Origin of the sequence: Stenotrophomonas maltophilia R551-3, assembly GCF_000020665.1 — a bacterium.
Taxonomy (GTDB): Bacteria; Pseudomonadota; Gammaproteobacteria; order Xanthomonadales; family Xanthomonadaceae; genus Stenotrophomonas; species Stenotrophomonas maltophilia_L.
Genome location: NC_011071.1, coordinates 503,102 through 521,054, shown reverse-complemented (window position 1 = coordinate 521,054; position 17,953 = coordinate 503,102). Strand labels below are relative to the sequence as shown.

Annotated in this window: 17 protein-coding genes; 8 read left to right on the top strand and 9 right to left on the bottom strand. The window is 67.8% G+C overall.

The window, feature by feature from the left end; all coding sequences use genetic code 11:
- Positions 1-2: 2 nt before the first annotated feature.
- The 3 genes from motB (at position 3) to SMAL_RS02245 (ending at position 1,892) form a co-directional block, all read left to right on the top strand.
- A complete protein-coding gene (gene motB / locus SMAL_RS02255; protein WP_012509933.1) occupies positions 3-959 on the top strand; it encodes a flagellar motor protein MotB in 957 nt (318 codons plus the stop codon).
- Between the two features lie 131 nt (positions 960-1,090).
- Complete coding sequence (locus SMAL_RS02250) at positions 1,091-1,603, top strand: hypothetical protein (RefSeq protein ID WP_004140466.1); 513 nt, start codon at positions 1,091-1,093, stop codon at positions 1,601-1,603.
- A gap of 13 nt (positions 1,604-1,616) precedes the next feature.
- Positions 1,617-1,892, top strand: coding sequence for a DUF4031 domain-containing protein (locus SMAL_RS02245; RefSeq protein ID WP_012509932.1), 276 nt, complete (start codon positions 1,617-1,619; stop codon positions 1,890-1,892).
- An 81-nt stretch (positions 1,893-1,973) separates the two neighbouring features.
- Here the strand turns inward: SMAL_RS02245 and SMAL_RS02240 are convergent, their stop codons facing one another.
- Positions 1,974-2,516: a DUF6630 family protein gene (locus SMAL_RS02240; protein WP_012509931.1), complete on the bottom strand. Its 543-nt coding sequence runs from the start codon at positions 2,514-2,516 to the stop codon at positions 1,974-1,976.
- A gap of 89 nt (positions 2,517-2,605) precedes the next feature.
- Here SMAL_RS02240 and SMAL_RS02235 point away from each other — a divergent pair, with 89 nt between their 5' ends.
- Entirely contained in the window at positions 2,606-2,854 is a 249-nt protein-coding gene (locus SMAL_RS02235) for a DUF3297 family protein (RefSeq protein WP_012509930.1), read from the top strand.
- 67 nt (positions 2,855-2,921) lie between these two features.
- Here SMAL_RS02235 and SMAL_RS02230 read toward each other — a convergent pair whose 3' ends face one another.
- The 3 genes from SMAL_RS02230 to SMAL_RS02220 form a co-directional block, all read right to left on the bottom strand.
- The gene (locus tag SMAL_RS02230) at positions 2,922-4,571 is read right to left on the bottom strand and encodes a Na+/H+ antiporter (RefSeq protein WP_012509929.1); all 1,650 of its coding nucleotides are present in this window, start codon (positions 4,569-4,571) and stop codon (positions 2,922-2,924) included.
- 117 nt (positions 4,572-4,688) lie between these two features.
- Complete coding sequence (locus SMAL_RS02225) at positions 4,689-5,477, bottom strand: dioxygenase family protein (protein ID WP_012509928.1); 789 nt, start codon at positions 5,475-5,477, stop codon at positions 4,689-4,691.
- A 31-nt stretch (positions 5,478-5,508) separates the two neighbouring features.
- Positions 5,509-5,919, bottom strand: coding sequence for a DoxX family protein (locus SMAL_RS02220; RefSeq protein ID WP_004140328.1), 411 nt, complete (start codon positions 5,917-5,919; stop codon positions 5,509-5,511).
- A gap of 97 nt (positions 5,920-6,016) precedes the next feature.
- On the opposite strand from SMAL_RS02220, the gene SMAL_RS02215 reads away from it, so the two are divergent.
- A complete protein-coding gene (locus SMAL_RS02215; protein WP_012509927.1) occupies positions 6,017-6,898 on the top strand; it encodes a LysR family transcriptional regulator in 882 nt (293 codons plus the stop codon).
- A 93-nt stretch (positions 6,899-6,991) separates the two neighbouring features.
- Here the strand turns inward: SMAL_RS02215 and SMAL_RS02210 are convergent, their stop codons facing one another.
- Positions 6,992-10,054 carry a bifunctional diguanylate cyclase/phosphodiesterase gene (locus SMAL_RS02210; protein ID WP_012509926.1) on the bottom strand — a complete coding sequence of 1,021 codons (3,063 nt, stop codon included), beginning with the start codon at positions 10,052-10,054 and terminating at the stop codon, positions 6,992-6,994.
- 176 nt (positions 10,055-10,230) lie between these two features.
- Here SMAL_RS02210 and SMAL_RS02205 point away from each other — a divergent pair, with 176 nt between their 5' ends.
- Entirely contained in the window at positions 10,231-12,342 is a 2,112-nt protein-coding gene (locus SMAL_RS02205) for a M13 family metallopeptidase (protein ID WP_012509925.1), read from the top strand.
- Between the two features lie 131 nt (positions 12,343-12,473).
- Here the strand turns inward: SMAL_RS02205 and SMAL_RS02200 are convergent, their stop codons facing one another.
- Together SMAL_RS02200 and SMAL_RS02195 are read right to left on the bottom strand one after the other, a co-directional pair.
- Positions 12,474-13,646 (bottom strand): MFS transporter, encoded by a 1,173-nt coding sequence (locus SMAL_RS02200; RefSeq protein WP_012509924.1) that lies wholly within the window; start codon positions 13,644-13,646, stop codon positions 12,474-12,476.
- A complete protein-coding gene (locus tag SMAL_RS02195) occupies positions 13,643-14,857 on the bottom strand; it encodes an MFS transporter (RefSeq protein WP_012509923.1) in 1,215 nt (404 codons plus the stop codon). Before SMAL_RS02195 ends, SMAL_RS02200 begins: the two co-directional genes overlap by 4 nt.
- 133 nt (positions 14,858-14,990) lie before the next feature.
- Here SMAL_RS02195 and SMAL_RS02190 point away from each other — a divergent pair, with 133 nt between their 5' ends.
- Entirely contained in the window at positions 14,991-15,578 is a 588-nt protein-coding gene (locus SMAL_RS02190) for a TetR/AcrR family transcriptional regulator (protein ID WP_012509922.1), read from the top strand.
- 111 nt (positions 15,579-15,689) lie between these two features.
- On the opposite strand, the gene SMAL_RS02185 is transcribed toward SMAL_RS02190, so the two are convergent.
- Entirely contained in the window at positions 15,690-16,619 is a 930-nt protein-coding gene (locus SMAL_RS02185; protein WP_012509921.1) for an oxygenase MpaB family protein, read from the bottom strand.
- Positions 16,620-16,928: 309 nt separating this feature from the next.
- Here SMAL_RS02185 and SMAL_RS02180 point away from each other — a divergent pair, with 309 nt between their 5' ends.
- Positions 16,929-17,543, top strand: coding sequence for a hypothetical protein (locus tag SMAL_RS02180; RefSeq protein WP_012509920.1), 615 nt, complete (start codon positions 16,929-16,931; stop codon positions 17,541-17,543).
- Between the two features lie 39 nt (positions 17,544-17,582).
- On the opposite strand, the gene SMAL_RS02175 is transcribed toward SMAL_RS02180, so the two are convergent.
- Positions 17,583-17,927: a hypothetical protein gene (locus tag SMAL_RS02175; protein WP_012509919.1), complete on the bottom strand. Its 345-nt coding sequence runs from the start codon at positions 17,925-17,927 to the stop codon at positions 17,583-17,585.
- Between the last annotated feature and the right edge of the window lie 26 nt (positions 17,928-17,953).

Sequence of the window (17,953 nt, the reverse complement as noted above, 5' to 3'; positions counted from 1 at the left end):
CCATGGCCGAAACCAAGCCCACCGTCATCGTCCGCCGGGTCAGGAAGGCCGGCCACGCCGCCCACCATGGCGGTTCGTGGAAGGTCGCCTACGCCGACTTCGTGACCGCGATGATGGCCTTCTTCCTGGTGCTGTGGCTGATGGCCAGCACCAGCAAGCCGGAACGGGCAGCTATTTCCGAATACTTCCGCAACCCCAGCCCCTTGGTCGGTTCCAGTGCCACCCCCGCACCGGGCATGGCCGGCCCGGGTGGCGCCAGCACCTCGATGATCAAGCTGGGTGGTGCCACCGACATCTCGCGGGGCAGCAGCAACGATCCCTTCCAGAACCAGAAGGAAGCCGTGCCGCAGCCGGTGGACCAGCAGCAGCGCGACAAGCAGCAGCTGGAAGCGCTGATGAAGGAACTGCAGGAAGCGATCAGCCGGAGCCAGGCACTGGAACCGTTCAAGGACCAGCTGCTGCTGGACCTGACCCCGGAAGGCCTTCGCATCCAGATCGTGGACAAGCAGAACCGGCCGATGTTCGACCTCGGCAGCGCCACGCTGAAGCCGTACACCCAGCAGATCCTGCACGAGCTGGCCGAATACCTGAACCACGTGCCGAACCGGATCAGCCTGACCGGCCACACCGACATCACCGCCTATTCGGCCGCGCGCGGCTACGGCAACTGGGAACTGAGTGCCGACCGCGCCAACGCCGCACGACGTGCGCTGATCGATGGCGGCCTGGAAGACAGCAAGATCACCCGCGTGGTCGGCCTGTCCTCGTCGGTGCTGTTCGACAAGGCCGACCCGCAGAACCCGATCAACCGCCGCATCAGCATCGTGGTGATGACCCAGGCCGCCGAACAGGCCGCACTGGCCGGTGCCGGCCCGCAGGTGGGGCTGTCGGCCACCACCGCCGACCCGGATGTGCAGGCGGCGCAGGGTGAGGCCGCAACCTCGGCCGTGACCCCCTGAAGCCCGCCGCCGGGCATGGCCCGGCGCTACCGGATGACGATGAACCCGGGTAGCGCCGGGCCATGCCCGGCGAGCGCGCCCTGCAGCACCCGCTACAATGGCGGTCTTTCCTTTTCAGGTGATTCCACCCCATGTCCCAGAACTCCAAGGCCAAGCGCGACAAGCGCAAGAAGCAGCAGGCCAAGCGTCCGTTCCTCCGTCTGAACGCGCGCGAGCAGGTGCAGAACCATGCCGTGCTGCTCAGCGAAGACGGCCAGGCCGTGGCCGCCATCGGCCTGCAGGGCCGTGAGTGGCTGCTGGCCATCGGTGGCCAGACCATGGGCAACGCCGACAACCCGGTGCCGATGCTGGCCATGCTCAAGCACCTGTCGAACATGCAGGAAGCCGAAGGCCGCACGGTCACCCTGGAGTACTCCGAGCTGATGCAGAAGCTGCTGGACACCCTGGCCGCTGAAGCCGGCCAGACCGCCGAGGAGTACCTGGACAAGCTGGTAGCCGAGTTCGCCAGCGAGCAGGCCGAAGACGCAGCCGCTGAAGGCGAAGCAGCTGCCGATGACGCTGCTGCAGAGACCACCGGCGCCGAAGGCGCTGCCGACGCCGAGGCCACCCCGGCCGCCGACGCCGACGGCAAGCCGCAGGCCTGATCCGGCCACGGCGGTGTCGGTCTACGTCGATGACGCGGTGCATCCCTGGCGCGGTCAGCGCTGGGCGCACCTGATGGCCGACACCTTGACCGAGCTGCACGCCATGGCGGCGCAGCTCGGCATTGCACCGCGGGCCTTCCAGAACAAGGCCAGCGGCGCGCATTACGATGTCACTGCAGACCTGCGTGCGCAGGCAATCGCGCTGGGTGCCCGGGCGATTTCCCGGCATACCGACCGCGCGCTGGTAAAAGCCGTGATCGCCACCGCCAGGGCGCAGTACCGGCCGTAGATGGGTAGCGCCGGGCCATGCCCGGCGAGCGCGCAGTGCGGTGAGAAGCCGCCGGGCATGACCCGGCGCTACCGATCACTCTCAGAACGGGTCGCTGCCCAGGCGGATTTCCACGTTCAGCAGCGAGCACAGCGCCAGCATCGCGTCGTCATCGCGGGTCAGTGCCATCACGCCGGTGAAGCCATCGCTGCCGGCATCCACGCTCCACAGCGTGTAGTTGTGTTCGCGCAGGCGATCAAAAGCGGTGGACATCAGCTGCACACCATCCAGCTCCTCGGCGAAGTCCTCGTCATCCAGGTCGCCGCCCCAGTCCAGCTGTACGTTGAAGCGCGCCGACAGCTCATTGACCGCCGACTGCAGCGAATCCAGGTCGTCGCGCTCCACCTCGAAGCCCGACTGCCAGGCGATGGCCGTGAACAGGGCCGGCAGCCAGTCGCTGTCAGCCTCCAGCGGCTGCCCCTGCTCGGCCAGCTGCTCGCGCCAGCGGTTGAACTGCTGCAGGGCCTGCTCGTCATCACCCGGATTGATCAGCACCAGCAGGTTCCAGACACGCGCCTCGAAATCGGCCTCGTCGAAATCCTGGACGTCTTCTTCGAAGTCGAAATAATCGCTGTTGTCGGGCATGGCGGGCACTCCTTGGGGCAGGCGGGCATTCTACGGTTTATCCTGTAGCGCTGAAGCCGGCCTTGGTGGCCGTCACCCTGAATGAAGCGATGAGCGATACCCCTCCCGACCACCTGGCGATCAACCCGGCCAGCCCCTTCCATGATGCGCAGGCGCTGGAGCGCGGCGTCGGCGTGCGTTTCAACGACGTCGAGCGCGACAACGTCGAAGAATATTCGGTCAGCGAAGGCTGGATCCGCGTGCAGGCCGGCAAGGCCCGCGACCGCCGTGGCAACCCGATGACGATCAAGGTCAAGGGCAAGGTCGAGGCATATTTCCTGGAAACGAAGCCGGAATAAGGCGTGCGGACTACGGTCCGCACCCACCTGGGACCGCCGGGCATGGCCCGGCGCTACCGGGGCCGGGTCATTCGCGCTTGCGCGATTCCAGCAGGTCCAGGTTGCGGATCAGGCGCCGCGAGATCTCGTCGGAGATCACCCCGCGCCGGGTCAGCCGGAACAGTTCCTCGCGCTCGGCATTGAGGCCGGCGCTGCGCAGCTGGCGATAGCCCAGTTCCATGCGCTGCACCTTCTCCGGGTCCACGTCGGGCCCGTCGCTGTCCTTCTCCAGGTGCCGCTGGTACAGCAGGCTCACCCGCGAGGCGGCGTCGTTGTACAACTGCACGTTCTCGGTGTTCTGGTTCATCACCATCTGCTGGCGCATGCGCTCCACCCCCGCCAGCGCGGCCTTCGATGACAGCCTGCGTGCCAGGTCTTCTTCCTTGCGTTCACCCGAATCGGCCGGCAGCTGCAGGCCCTTCAGCAACTGCGGCAGCGCCACGCTGGCGCCGACCAGCGAGAACAGGATCACCGCCGCGGCCAGGAAGATCACCAGGTCGCGCGCCGGGAACGGACTGCCATCAGGCAGGAACAACGGCAGCGTCAGCACGCCGGCCAGGGTGATCGCACCGCGCACACCGGCCACCGAGGTGGCCACCACGATGCGCCAGTTCGGCGCCTCGCCACGCTCCAGCCCGCGACGCCGCGCGCGCAGCAGGTTCCAGCGCAGCGACAGCCATACCCACAGCAGGCGCAGCGTGATCAACGTGGCATTGATCACCAGCACGTAGACCAGCAACCACCACGCGCTCTGGTGGCCGCTCTCGTTCATGGTGGTGGTGGCACGTTCGACAATGCCCGGCAGCTGCTCGCCCAGCAGCACGAACATGATGCCGTTGAAGCTGAACTGCAGCATGTTCCAGACCCCGGCACGCTGCACGCGCATGCTGCCGGAGACGCGGCCGGTCATTTCCACGTAGCTCATCGAGATGCCGGCCGCGACCGCAGCCAGGATGCCCGAGGCATTGATCTCTTCGGCCAGCAGGTAGGCCGCGAACGGAATCAGCAGGTTGACCAGCATCGCCGCACCCGGCTCCTCGCCGAAGCGGCGCCACAGCCAGCGCTGGAAGGTGGAAACACCGAGGGTGACCGCCACGCCCACCGCCAGGCCGGCCACCGCCACCCACAGGAAGGTCAGCGAGGCCGTGGCCAGCGAGAAGGTACCGGTCATCACCGCCGCCACCGCGAAGCGGAAGCAGACCAGGCCGGACGCATCGTTGAGCAGCGACTCACCTTCCAGGATGTGCATCAGGCGCTTGGGAATCGGCGCCTTGGAGGCGATCGCCCCGACCGCCACCGGGTCGGTCGGCGACACGATCGCCGCCAGCGCGAAGCACACTGCCAGCGGCATCACCGGAATCATCCAGTGGATCAGCAGGCCGGCACCGATCACGGTGAACACCACCAGGCCGAACGCCAGTTCGAGGATCGCGCCTTTATCGCGGAACAGGCCCTGCTTGGGGATGCGCCAGCCGTCGAGGAACAGCAGCGGCGGCAGGAACAGCAGGAAGAACACTTCCGGCTCCAACGCGTGCCCGCGGTTGAACACCCCGGCGATCACCGCACCCAGGCCGATCTGCACCAGCGGCAGCGGCAATGAGAACGGCAGGACGCGAACCAGGTAGCCGCTGGCGACAACGGCCACCAGCATCGCCAGGACGACTTCGATGGTATGCATGCTTCTTCCAGGAAGCGGCGCGCGGGGAGGCACGGGGGCCAGCGCCGGAAACCCGGAAAAAATTACCACACGCGGCCACGACCGCGGCGACCACGGCCGCCGCGCGTCAGCCCCGGCTCATGCCCCGTCGAAGCGGTACAGATCCATGGCGAGGAAGCCGGCATCGATACCAGCGTCGATGCGGCGTGCACCGAAGCCGCCCTCGCCGGCCGCGCCCATCGCGAAGAACAGCGGCAGCAGGTGCTCGTCGGTCGGGTGCGCGCGTTCGGCGAATGGCGCCTGCCGGCGGTAATCCAACAGGGCCTGGCGGTCATTGGCGGCCAGGCGCTGCTCCACCCACTCAATGAAGGGCCGCACGTACGGCGCTTCCTTGCCGTCCTGGTAGTCCCCCCAGTCGTGCAGGTTGTGGGTGATGCTGCCCGAGCCGACCAGCAGCACGCCCTGCTCGCGCAGCGGTGCCAGCGCGCGGCCCAGCGCGAACTGGTGCTCGGGGCCAAGCAGCGGCTGGATCGACACCGGCACCACCGGGATGTCGGCCTGCGGGCGCAGCAACCGCAGCGGCACCCACGCGCCGTGGTCGAGGCCACGTTGCGGATCGAGCGCCACCGGCAGGCCAGCGGCGGCGATACGGCCGGCCACCTCTTCGGCCAGCGCCGGATCACCCGGCGCCGGGTACTGCAGTTCGAACAGCGCGCGCGGGAAGCCGCCGAAGTCATGGATGGTCGGCGGCTGCGGGTGCGCGCCGACCAGCGGCTGCCGGCCCAGCCAGTGCGCCGAGGCCATCACGATGGCACGTGGCGCCGGCAGGTCGCGCGCCAGCTCGGCCAGGCGCACGCCGACCTGGCCCGGATGCAGGGCAGTCATCGGCGAACCGTGGGAGATGTACAGCGAAGGCAGGCGGGACATGGAATTCTCCAGTTGCAGGATCAGGCGGCGATCAGCGCGAACGCAGGGTCCACTTGCCGTCGCCGACCAGGAACAGCACCACCAGCGCCAGCGCCCAGAACGCCGGGTATTCCCAGCCGCCGCCAGCGTTGGCGAAACTGAAGCCATTGGCGCCATGCACGGTGACGATGGTGCCCAGCAGCAGCGGCACGCCGATCAGGCCCACCCAGCGTGCGTAGATGCCCAGCAGCAATGCGGCGGTGATCACCAGCTCGACGCCGATGGTGAGGTAACCGAGCACGCCGGGCAGGCCCAGCGATTCGAAGAACGCGGCGGTACCGGCCGGGGTGAACACCAGCAACTTGGTCAGCGCATGGACCAGGAACAGCACGCCCAGGGCCAGGCGCAGCAGGGTGGCGCCATACGGGGCCAGCGGCGAAACAGGAGCAGTCGTGGTGTGCATGGGGAAAACACCTTGAAGGGAGTGGATACAGGTTATTGCGCCTTCACGAATCGATAAATACGATCTTTCGACCGTATTTATTTCAAAAGGCGCAACAATGGACACCCTCGAGGCGATGCGCGTGTTCGTGGCAGTGGTCGAGCGCAACGGCTTCAGTGCTGCCGCGCAGGCCCTGGACCTGTCCACCGCCGGCGTCACCCGCCACGTCGCCGCGCTGGAGAAGCGCCTGGCCACGCGCCTGCTCCACCGCACCACGCGCCGGGTCAGCCCGACCAGTGCCGGTGCCGCCTACTACGCCCAGTGCGTGCGCCTGCTGGCCGAGTTCGACGCGCTGGAGGCCAGCATCGGTGCGCAGGCGCTGGAGCCCTCGGGCACGCTGCGGATCAACGCGCCGGTCAGCTGGGGCATCGCCCGCCTCGGGCCACTACTGGCCAGCTACCGCGAGCGCTTTCCACAGGTGGAACTGGACCTGGCCCTGTCCGACCGCCTGGTGGACATGGTCGAAGAGGGCTACGACGTGGCGATCCGCATCACCCGCGAGCCCAGTCCCACCTTGATCGCGCGCCGCCTCGGCGAATCGCGGGTGAGCCTGTGCGCCGCACCTTCCTACCTGGCCGCGCGCGGTGCGCCGAAGACCCCGCAGGAGCTGCAGGCACATGCATGCCTGAGCTACAGCTACTGGTCCGCCGGCGACCATTGGCCGCTGCAGGGGCCCGGTGGCGAAGTGAAGGTGGCGGTAAGCAGCCTGCTGCACGCCAACAACGGCGACGTGCTGCGCGAAGCAGCAATCGCCGGCATGGGCGTGATCCTGCAACCGGATTTCCTGCTGGAAGACGCGCTGGCTGATGGTCGCCTGGTGCGCATCCTGCCCGAATGGGAGGCCTCGCCGATCGGCATCTTCGCGGTCTACACCAGCCGCAGCCACCTGGCGCCAAAGGTACGCAGCTTCATCGACCATCTGGTGGAAACCGGGGTGTAAGGGTGCGTCCGCCGGGCATGGCCCGGCGCTACCAGAAGCGCGCCCACGTGACACGGTAGCGCCGGGCCATGCCCGGCGAGCGCGAAGCGCGGCCTAGGCCGGAACCTCATCCAGCGCGTCGATGATCTGCTCCAGCGGCGCCGGCCGGCCCAGCAGATAGCCCTGTACCTGGTCACAGCCGTGCGCGGCCAGCCAGTCCAGCTGCCCCGGCGTTTCCACGCCCTCGGCGATGATGGTCAGCCCCATGCTGTGGCCCAGCGACAGCAGCGCGCGGCAGATCGAGGCATTGCGTGGGTTGGTTTCCACGTCGGCAACGAAGCTGCGGTCGATCTTCAGGATGTCCAGCGGCAGGTGCTGCAGGTAGGACATGCTCGAGTAGCCGGTACCGAAATCATCCAGCGACACGCTGATGCCCTGCTCGTGCAGGCGCTGCATGGTCTGCATCGCCTGCGCCGGCTTGCGCATCAGGCTGCTCTCGGTCAGCTCCACGTGCAGCGCGCCGCGGGCCAGGCCGAAGTCCTGCTGCGCGCGCGTGAACTCGGTTACCAGGTCACTGTTGAAGAACTGCACCGCCGACACGTTGACCGCGATCGGAAGCTCGCCCCAACCGGCATCGACCAGCCGCCGCTGCGCCTTCGCCGCCGCGCGGATCACCCAGCGCCCCAGCGCCAGGATCAGTCCGGTGTCTTCGCACAACGGGATGAACTCGTTGGGCGGAATGAAACTACCGTCCGCCTGCGGCCAGCGCAGCAGCGCCTCCAGCGCTGCCGGGCTGCCATCGCCGGCGTGCCGGATCGGCTGGAAGTACAGCTGGAACTCGTTGTCGATGGCGGCATGGATGCGCCCGGCCAGGCGCAGGCGGTCGGCCAGCCGCGTGGTCACCGACGCGTCGAACCAGACCACCACATTGCCCTCGGCGCGCGCTGCATGCGCGGCCTGTGCCGCCATGCCGATCACCTGCTCAGCGCTGTGCCCGTCACCGGCCACGTGCGTTGCCACGCCGATACGCGGCTCGAACTGGTGCAGCGAATCCTTGCCGCGCATCGGCGCCGACACGATCTGCAACAGGTCGTCCAGCACGCGCTGGACATCCTGCCCGGCGCCGATGGCGAACACGAAATCCTCTGCCGGCTGGAAGGCCAGCGTGCCGCAGCGTGCGCCCAGCCCGCCCAGCCGGGTGGCCATCGACTGCAGCACCGCATCGCCGATCTCGCGTCCCAGCGTATCGGCCACCAGCTGCAGGCCGCGCAGCTGCACGAACGCAATGGTGTAGCCGGCATCGTGCTCGTCCAGCTGTTCGGTCAGCGCGCGCACGTTGAGCAGGCCGGTGGCCGGGTTGTGCCGCGCCTGGTAGGCCAGGTCGCGCTCGTAAGCCAGCCGTTCACTGACATCCTCGGCCAGCACCAGGCACGCCGGTTGTCCATCGAAGTCGAGCCGGGACAGGTGTGCGCGTACTTCGAACACGCTGCCATCCTTGCGCCGGTGCAGGCGCACGGTGGCGTCCTGCAGCTCGCCGACGCGGGCCTTGGCGATCGCGCCCTTCACCTCGTCCCAGCCTTCGCGCGGGCGGATGTCGAGGATGCTCATCGCCAGGAATTCCTCGCGGCTGTAGCCATACTGGCGCACAGCGGCGTCGTTGACCTCGATGAAGCGCAGCGTGTCTGGATCGAACACCCAGAACGGCGCCGGGTTGCGGTCGAACAGCAGGCGGAAGCGACGCTCCGCTTCGCCCATCTGCTCACGCGCCTGGTAGCGCTCGCTCAGGTCGGTCAGTGCACCGATCATGCGCCGCTCACTGTCAGCCACCTCCACCCGCTGGCCACGCGCACCGACCCAGCGCACCTCGCCACCGGGCAGCACCAGCCGGAACACCTGGTCGAGCACCGCACTACCGGCAAACGCCTGGTCGAAGGCGTGCTGCAGGCGCGCGGCGTCATCACGGTGCACGCGCGCAAAGAAATCAGCCACCGGCAGCGCATCGGTCTGCACCCCGAAAATCTCTCGGGCCAGCGGCGACCAGCGCAGCAGTGCCGCATCCTCGTCCACATACCAGGTGCAGACACGGCCCACCTGGTGCGCCAGCCGCAGTTCGGCGTGGCCGGTCTTCAGTTCCTCCGCCATCGACTGCTGGCGGCGGGTGCTGCGGCGCACCGCGTACAGCAGTACCAGCAGCACCCCGATGTAAGCCAGCACGATCGCCACTGACGCCTGCAGGTACGGCCACCAGGGCGCCAGCACGTCCTCATCGGCCAACCCGACCTGCACCGCCAGCGGGCTGCGCTCGAGCGTGCTGACGGTGATGATCCGTGGCACGCCATCGACCGCGCCCGGCACGCTGCCCAGCTCGACCACCGCCTGCTTGCCGAGCAGGTCACGCCGAGGCAGGTCGAAGCGACGGCCGACCGTGCCATGCGGATCCGGCACCCGCGCCAGCATGTAACCCTCGGCATCGCTGATCGAGACCAGTCCGTTCGGGCCCACATCCAGCCCGCCGATGATGCGCTGCAGTTCGCCGCAGCGCAGCCGCGCCAGCAGCCAGCGATCGTCGGCCATCGACAGCGCCAGCGGCACCACCCATCCATCGTCGCCGGCCTGCTGCGGCGGACCGATGTACAGCGCGCTGCCCTGCCCGCGCCGCTGCGGGTCGGTCCACAGCGGCAGGTTCAGATCGCCTTTGCCGGCGGTGATCGCGCGGCCGTGGCGGTCCAGCACCACGATGCTGTGCAGCTCGGCATGGCGGCTCAGCACGCCGCCGATGGCGGCATCCAGCAGTGCCGGCGCCTGTACCGGCACGCGGCGGAACAGTTCGGCCGCGTCGGCGGCGATACCGGACATCGCCCGTTCCAGGTTGCGCAGTTCCAGCGCCAGCAGGCGCTCGCTGCCCACCGCCAGCGCGCGGCTCTGGCGCTGCGCAGCCTCCAGCCGGCGGTGGTGGTCGTTGGCCAGCATGGTGGTCAAGCCAGCCACCAGCAACACGCCCAGCAGCACGCCGCCCCAGGTAATGGCGCGCAACGGCCGAGCCAACGCCCGCTTCAGCGCGGGCATCGGTCGGTCTTCCTTGTGCAGTCGGCTGGCTTCATGCGCGAACGAATCCTCCACGTCCCCGACCTCAACGGCCGGCGGACGCCATTCTTGACGCCTGGCACCGCCCCGCATGGCCACCTCCCCGTGTCCGCGCAGGGTTCCAGCGGCCAGCATGCACCACGCGGCTGGCGCCGTGAAGATCGCATCCGCGCGTTCAGCCAGATCCTGCACAGGCGCTGCGGTGCAACGGAACGGCCAGCCGGGCCGGGGCGGATTAGACTTGGGGTTTTCCGCTGCAAGAGAAGTCCATGTCCAAGCTGCGCCGTCCCACCCTGGCACTGGCCATCGTTGCCAGCCTGTCCCTGGCCGCCTGCGACCGCCCGGCCGAACCGGCCGCCGGCACCGCCGCGCCGGCCGATGCCGCACCCGCAGCGGCCAAGCCGATGCTGGGCAGCTTCGGCTTCGATGCCAGCGGCATGGACCGCAGCATTGCCGCCGGCGACGACTTCTTCGGCTTCGCCAACGGCACCTGGGTCAAGAACACCGAGATCCCCGCCGACCGCTCGCGCTTCGGCAGCTTCAACGTCATCGCCGAAAAGACCCTGGCCGATACCCGCGCCATCCTCGAAGGCGCTGCCGGCAACGCCCAGGCCAACGGTGACGACAAGCTGATCGGCGACTACTACGCCGCCTTCATGGATGAAGCCGGCATCGAGCAGCACGGCCTCGCGCCGGTGCAACCGCAGCTGAAGGCGATCGAAGCCATCGCAGACAAGGCCGGCCTGGCGCGCACGCTCGGCGGCGACATGCGCGCCGATGTCGACCTGCTCAACGCCACCAACTTCTACACCGACCGCCTGTTCGGCCTGTGGGTGTCGGTGGACATGCTGCAGCCGGACCGCACCGCGCCGTACCTGGTGCAGGGCGGGCTGGGCATGCCCGACCGCGATTTCTACCTGGGGGGTGGCCGCATGGCCGAACTGCGCAAGCAGTACCAGGCCTACATCGCGCAGATGCTGCAGCTGGCCGGCGTTGCCGACCCGGCCGGCAAGGCGCAGCGCATCCTCGCGCTGGAGACCAAGATCGCGCAGGCACACGCCACCCAGGAAGAAACCAACGACGTGACCAAGGGTGCCAACCCCTGGACCCAGGCCGACTTCAATGCCAAGGCACCGGGCATGGACTGGAACGCCTTCCTCGATGCAGCGGCGCTGGGCAAGCAGCAGGACTTCATCGTGTGGCAGCCCAAGGCCGTGGCCGGGCTGTCCAAGCTGGTCGCCACCGAGCCGCTGGACGCCTGGAAGGACTACCTGGCCTTCCACGCGCTGGACCGTGCCGCGGCGTACCTGCCGAAGAAGTTCGCCGATGCCCGCTTCGCCTTCCATGGCACCGCGCTGAGCGGCACCCCGCAGCAGAGCGACCGCTGGAAGCGCGCAGTGGATGACGCCAACCACGCAGTGGGCGAAGCGATCGGCAAGCGCTACGTCGAGAAGCACTTCGACGCGAAGACCAAGGAACGCGCCGACGAGATGGCGAAGAACATCATCGCTGCCTTCGCCAAGCGCATCGATGCGCTGGCCTGGATGTCACCGCAGACCAAGGCCAGCGCCAAGGCCAAGGTCGCCGGCCTGACCGTGGGCATGGGTTACCCGGAAAAGTGGCGTGATTACAGCGGCCTGGAGATCCGCCGCGATGATGCGCTGGGCAATGCGCAGCGCGCCGAACTGTTCGAGTACCAGCGCAACATCGCCAAGCTGGGCAAGCCGGTCGACCACAGCGAGTGGGCGATGCTGCCGCAGACCATCAACGCGATGAACGTACCGCTGGAGAACCGCCTGGTGTTCCCGGCCGCGATCCTGCAGCCGCCGTTCTTCGACGGTGCGGCCGACGATGCGGTGAACTACGGTGCAATCGGCGCGGTGATCGGCCACGAGATCAGCCATGGCTTCGACAATGCCGGTGCGCTGTTCGATGAGACCGGCAAGCTGCACAACTGGTGGACCGCCGAGGACCTCAAGCAGTTCAACGCCGCCGGTGATGCGCTGGCCGCGCAGTTCAGCAGCTATGAGCCGTTCCCCGGCGTGCACGTGAACGGCAAGCTGAGCCTGGGCGAGAACATTGCCGACGTGGCCGGTCTGGGCACTGCTTATGACGCCTACCAGCTGTCGCTGCAGGGCAAGCCGGCGCAGACTCTGGAAGGCTTCACACCCGACCAGCGCTTCTTCCTCGGCTTTGCCCAGGCGTGGCGCAGCAAGAGCCGCGAGCAGGCGCTGCGCAACTCGCTGCTGACCGATGTGCATGCACCGGGCCAGTTCCGCGCACTGACCGTGCGCAACATCGACGCCTGGTACCCGGCGTTCGAAGTGAAGGAAGGCCAGAAGCTGTACCTGGCCCCGGACAAGCGAGTCAAGGTGTGGTGATGTAACCGGAACGGGCGCCTTGCGGCGCCCGTTCCATTTCCCGTTAGCTGCCAACCCTGGTTGGCGCATCCCTCGCTTTGGTGGGTGCCAACCTTGGTCGGCAGGGGTGGGAATCCACGCATGGCGTGGATCTACCTGCGGGTGGTGGCAACCATCAGCAGAGCGCTCGCAGCCAACACCACCGCAGCCCACAGGATGGCGTGCAACCCGACGCCATCCAGCAGACGACCCCCGCCCCACGCGCCCGCTGCGATGCCGATGTTGAACACGCCCACGTACAACGCGGTGGCGATCTCCAGGGCATGCGGCACCGCCTTCATCATCCAGCTCATCAGGCCCACTGACACACCACCATAGGCCAGGCCCCACAACAGCAGCACCGCGATGCCGCCGGTCGGCGTACTGCCCACCCACAGCAGCAACAGCGGCGTCAGCAGCAGGCCGGACGCAATCGCCAGCAACGTACCGCGCGGATGGCGTGCTGCCAGCGGCCCGGCAATGAAGTTGCTCGCGATGCCAGCCAGGCCGTAGGCAAACAGCAGTGCACCGATCAACGACGCCTCCACGCCCGACACCGTCGTAAGCAGCGGCCGCACGTAGGTGAAGGCGATGAAGTGCCCGGCCACCAGCAGCAGGGTCAAGCACAGGCCGCGCTGCAGACCGCGATGGCCGAGCAGCTGCACGAACTGCGCTGGCCGCACCGATGTACTTACAGGCAACGCGGGAATCACCCGCAGATGCAGCAGCATCACCGCCGCACTGAACAACGCCATCGCCGCAAAGGCGCTGCGCCAACCCAATGCATCCCCGATCAGCGCGCCCAACGGAATACCCAGCACCGACGCTGCGGCCACGCCGCCGAAGATGATCGAAGTAGCCAGGCCGATGCGGTCAGCCGGCACCAGGCGCGCGGCCAGACCGCCGGCGATGGCCCAGATGCCGCCCATGCAGAACCCCACCAGCACCCGTGCGGCCAACAGCCAGCCGATGCCCGGTGCCAGCGCCGAAGCGAGGTTGGCGACCAGCAGAAGCGCAAGCAGCGCGCACAGGATGCGACGGCGATCGATGCCACCGGCTGCGATCACCACCAGCGGTGCGAACACTGCTGCCAGCAGGGCCGGCAGCGAGATCATCAGGCCGGCGGTGCCGGTGGAGGCGCCGAGGCTTTCGGCGATCGGCGTCAGCAGGCCCACCGGCAGCATTTCGGTGGTGACCACCGAGAACGTGGCGAGGCCGACGGCGGAAACCGCCCACCACAGATGACGAGGCACAGGCGCGGCGTGCGCAGGCGATGAAGCGCTCACGGGACGATTCCTTCAGGGGATGTTGTCGAGGCAGACGGGCGCAGTGCACGTTGCGCGAGCACGGCGAACAGCAGCGCGCCACTGCCTGCCACCAGCGCAACAACAAAGCCGCTGCGCACGCCCCCCGCATCGACACTCTGCCCGGACAGCGCCGCGCCCAGCGCCACGCCGATGTTCAATCCGGCCAGCAACCAGGTCATGCCTTCGGTCAGGCGCGATTCGGGCACGTACTGTTCGACCAGCGACATCGCCACGATCATCGTCGGCGCGAAGAACACCCCGGCCAGCAGCACGGCAACGGCCAGTGCAGGCAGGTTGCCGACCCACAGCAACGGCAACGTGGTCAGCGCGGTGGCCGCTGCGCCCAGCAGCAACAGGCGCGGCAACGGCACCTGCAGCTTCAGCGCACCGAACAGCAGGCCAGCCGCGCAGCTGCCCAGCGCATAGGCCGACAGCACCACGCTCGCTGCGAGGGGCTGGCCACGCTGTTCGGCGAAGGCCACGCTGGTGATGTCGACCGTGCCGACGATCACTCCCATCGCCAGCATGAGCAGCGCCAGCAGGCGGATCTCCGGTTGCCGCAGCAGGGAGCGGCGTGGTGTGGCGCTGTCAACCGGTTGCAACGGCGGCTCGGTGCCACGCTGCAGCACCAGTGCGGTCAGTCCGATCACCAGCAGCAGGGCTGCAGCCAGCACGCCGGCCTGCGGCCATACCGCCACCGACAGCCCGACGGACAACGGTGGCCCGGCAATGAAGGTGACCTCGTCGAACACCGTCTCCAGCGAGTAGGCGGTCTGCAGTTGCGGGCGACCGCGATGGATCGCGGTCCAGCGCGCGCGCACCATCGCCGACACGCTGGGCATGCAGCCGGCCAGCATCGCCGCGGCGAACAGGGTCCAGTCCGGTGCCTGCAGCACGGTGCAGGCCAACAACACCACCAGGCCGCTGGCGCTCAGCGCGGTGGCCCACGGCAGCACCCTGCCCTGCCCATGGCGGTCGACCCAGCGCGATACCTGTGGCGACAGCAGCGCGTAGGTCAGCACGAAGGTGGCCGACACCGTACCGGCCAGTGCGTAGCTGCCGCGCAGCTGCGACAGCAGGGTGATGATGCCGATGCCGGTCATCGGCAGTGGCAGGCGGGCCAGCAGCCCGGCCAGGGCAAGGCCGGCGGTGCCGGGGGCGGCGAACAGGTCGCGGTAAGGGGTGGCCATCGCATTCTCCAGGGCAGCGACTTGCCTGGCGCGGGAAGCGCCACGACAATACATACAGTGCGTATGAATATGAGACTACATTCATACGCGTCGTATGTAAATAATCATGCACTGTGTATGTAAGGAGCTCCGGATGGTTCGTCGCACCCGCGCCGAGATGGAAGAAACCCGCGCCACCCTGCTGGCCACCGCCCGCCGGGTGTTCAGCGAGCATGGCTATGCCGCCACCTCGATGGACGACCTGACCGCCCAGGCCGGGCTGACCCGCGGCGCGCTGTACCACCACTTCGGCGACAAGAAGGGTCTGCTGGCGGCTGTCGTCGCCCAGCTCGATGCCGAGACCGACCTGCGCCTGCAGGCGATCAGTGATACCGCCGACGATGCATGGGAGGGCTTCGTGCAACGTTGCCGCGCCTATCTTGAGATGGCGCTTGAGCCGGAGATCCAGCGCATCGTGCTGCGCGATGCGCGCGCGGTGCTGGGTGGCGCCTCACCGGAATCGCAGCGGCACTGCGTGAACTCGATGCAGCGCCTGATCGAGCAGCTGATCACCCAGGGTGCGGTGGCGCCGGTGGATGCGCAGGCGCTGGCGTCGCTGATCTACGGCAGCCTGGCCGAGGCCGCGTTCTGGATCGCCGACGGCGAGCAGGGCGACGCGCGCCTGCGGCAGGCGACGGCGGCGCTGGAGATGCTGTTGCGTGGGTTGAAGTCGACGGAGTAAGGCCCATCCACGCATGGCGAGGATCTACTACGGAATCCGCTCTGGTAGATGCCAACCTTGGTTGGCTCTTCTGCCGCACCGCGCGCAACGCGTGCCAACCAAGGTTGGCACCTACCTGGGAACGGTGGGCCACTCGCGCAGTACATCCACCGGCACGCCCACGCGCGTGCAGGCGCGGCTGGCCAGGCCATCGGGCAGCGCGCGGCGGAACAGCGGCGCCATGCCCCGCATCAATTTCGCCGACGCGGCCGCCTGCGCCCGCTGGCGACCATTGCGTTCGAGCATGCCTTCGGCCCAGTCCGGCAGCAGCGCGGCACCGGCCCCCAGGAATACTTCGCGCGACAGGCCTGGCACCGGTACCGGCAGGCGCACACCGGACAACACCTCCAGCACCTCGCGCGAGCGCTCGTCCACGCGCAGCTCCGGCTGCCGCGCGCAGAAGTACGCCGCCACTTCCGCTTCGCTGCGCGGCACATCCACCGCACCCAATGCCTCGGCCACGCAGCGGTACTCGTCGTAGTAACGATCGGCGATGTGCGCCGGCACCTCGCGCCCGTATCGGCGGAAGCCTTGCAGGAAGCCAAACGCCTCGGTCACGTGCACCCAGGTCAGCAGCTGCGGATCGTCCGCCGCATAGTGCTCACCCTGCGCGGTCTGGCCACGGATCTGCGCATGGATGCGGCGCACCTTGGCCACCAGCATCTCGACCTCGCCGGCGGGCGCATAGCTGGTGCCGGCCACAAAGGCCGTGGTGCGGCGCAGGCGGCCCACCAGGTCCTGGCGGAAATTGGAGTGGTCGTAGACCCCGGCCAACGCCCGCGGGTGCAGGGTCTGCAGCATCAGTGCGCACAGGCCGCCGGCCAGCATCGACGGGAATTCGGCGTGCAGCCGCCAAGTGACGCTGTCGGGGCCGAACCAGCCCGGGTCACCCAGCGGGTGGTCGTAATCGATGCCGCTCTGGCCACGCGGGAAGGCCTCCAGGACCCAGCGCCGGATCGGCGCCGTCACGGGGCGGGAGAGTCGCTGCAGCAGAGCCGGCATCACAGGTCCAGGGAAGGCGGAAGAACGGCCACGCGCTGCGCGGTCGGCCCCGATTCTGGGCGATCACGACGCCAACGGCGAGTCTCCGCACTCAGCCACGGTTTCATGTGCGGCCGCAGCACGTTTCACCCTGCGACATCTTGTCGCAGGCTGCAGCCGCGATGCTGCAATGCAGCAACATTCACTCATTCAGACAGAAGCCTTGCGCCGCTTGGCCTTGGCCCCATTGCACGGCTCGCTGGAAGTGCTAGAACTGAACCTGCCACACCGTCCAACGCTGATCGACGCACGTTCCACAAGGAGCCAGCCATGATTGCTTTGTTCAAGGGTTTGGGAATTCTGCTTCGCGACAACGAGCTCTACAGCAGCCCGTTCGATAAACAGGTCGCGCACTGGCGCAACCTCAGCGAGCAGCAGATCCGCGACGAAGTGGCTGTGCTCGCCCAGGCCAAGTGCCAATGGCTGATCGCCTCGATCGTGGGCTGGCAGGCGGCGTCGCTGCTGATCCTCGGCCTGATTGCCAACTACCTGTGGCGTGACGATTTCCATATCACCTTCACCCGCGTGGTGATCGTGTTCGGCTCATGGGTATCGATCCTGTTCGTGATCTGGTTCATGGCCAACATGTTCGACCGTACCGCCGGTTTCGAGCGCTGGATGAAGGCGTTCAACAGCCGCGCGCGAATCAGTTCCAAGGCCGACAGCGTCGAGCACGTGGCCGAGGCGCTGGACCTGGCCGAGCATTATCCGGAAGTGCTGGACTACAAGCAGGCGGTCACCGCCCGGCGTGAACTGCGCCATGAGGACATCCGCATCATGACCGAGATCGGGCGCATGAAGCAGCATTCGGAACTGGTGGGACGCCTCAACCACGTGGGTGAAACCGAGCACCACCACGAACTGACGCTGCAGCCAGCCTACTGACCCTTCGGGGAAGCGGGGGGACCCACAATGCCACCGTGATCACTCACGGTGGCATTGTTCTTTCCGTTCCTCGCTGACGCATTGGTTGAAGCCCTTCGGCAGGTCACTGAACTCCCGCGTCTCTCCCACTGCCACCGCGAACGACCGTATCGGCGCTTTCGCACAGACGGCATCGGGACTGCAGGCCGGGTCCAGGACCAGGTAGTGGCACTGGCCGCTACGGCTGGCGATGCACTCGAAGCGCGCCACCCCATCCACCACGGTGCGCTTGCTGTACAGCGTATCCACGCCATTGGCGTTGGTGCGGGTAATTGCGGTCTCGGTGGACTTCTGGCAACCGGCAAGCGCCAAAGCAGCGAGGCCCATAAGCAGGAAGGAACGCATGGAAAGCTCCGGATATCGGAAGATGC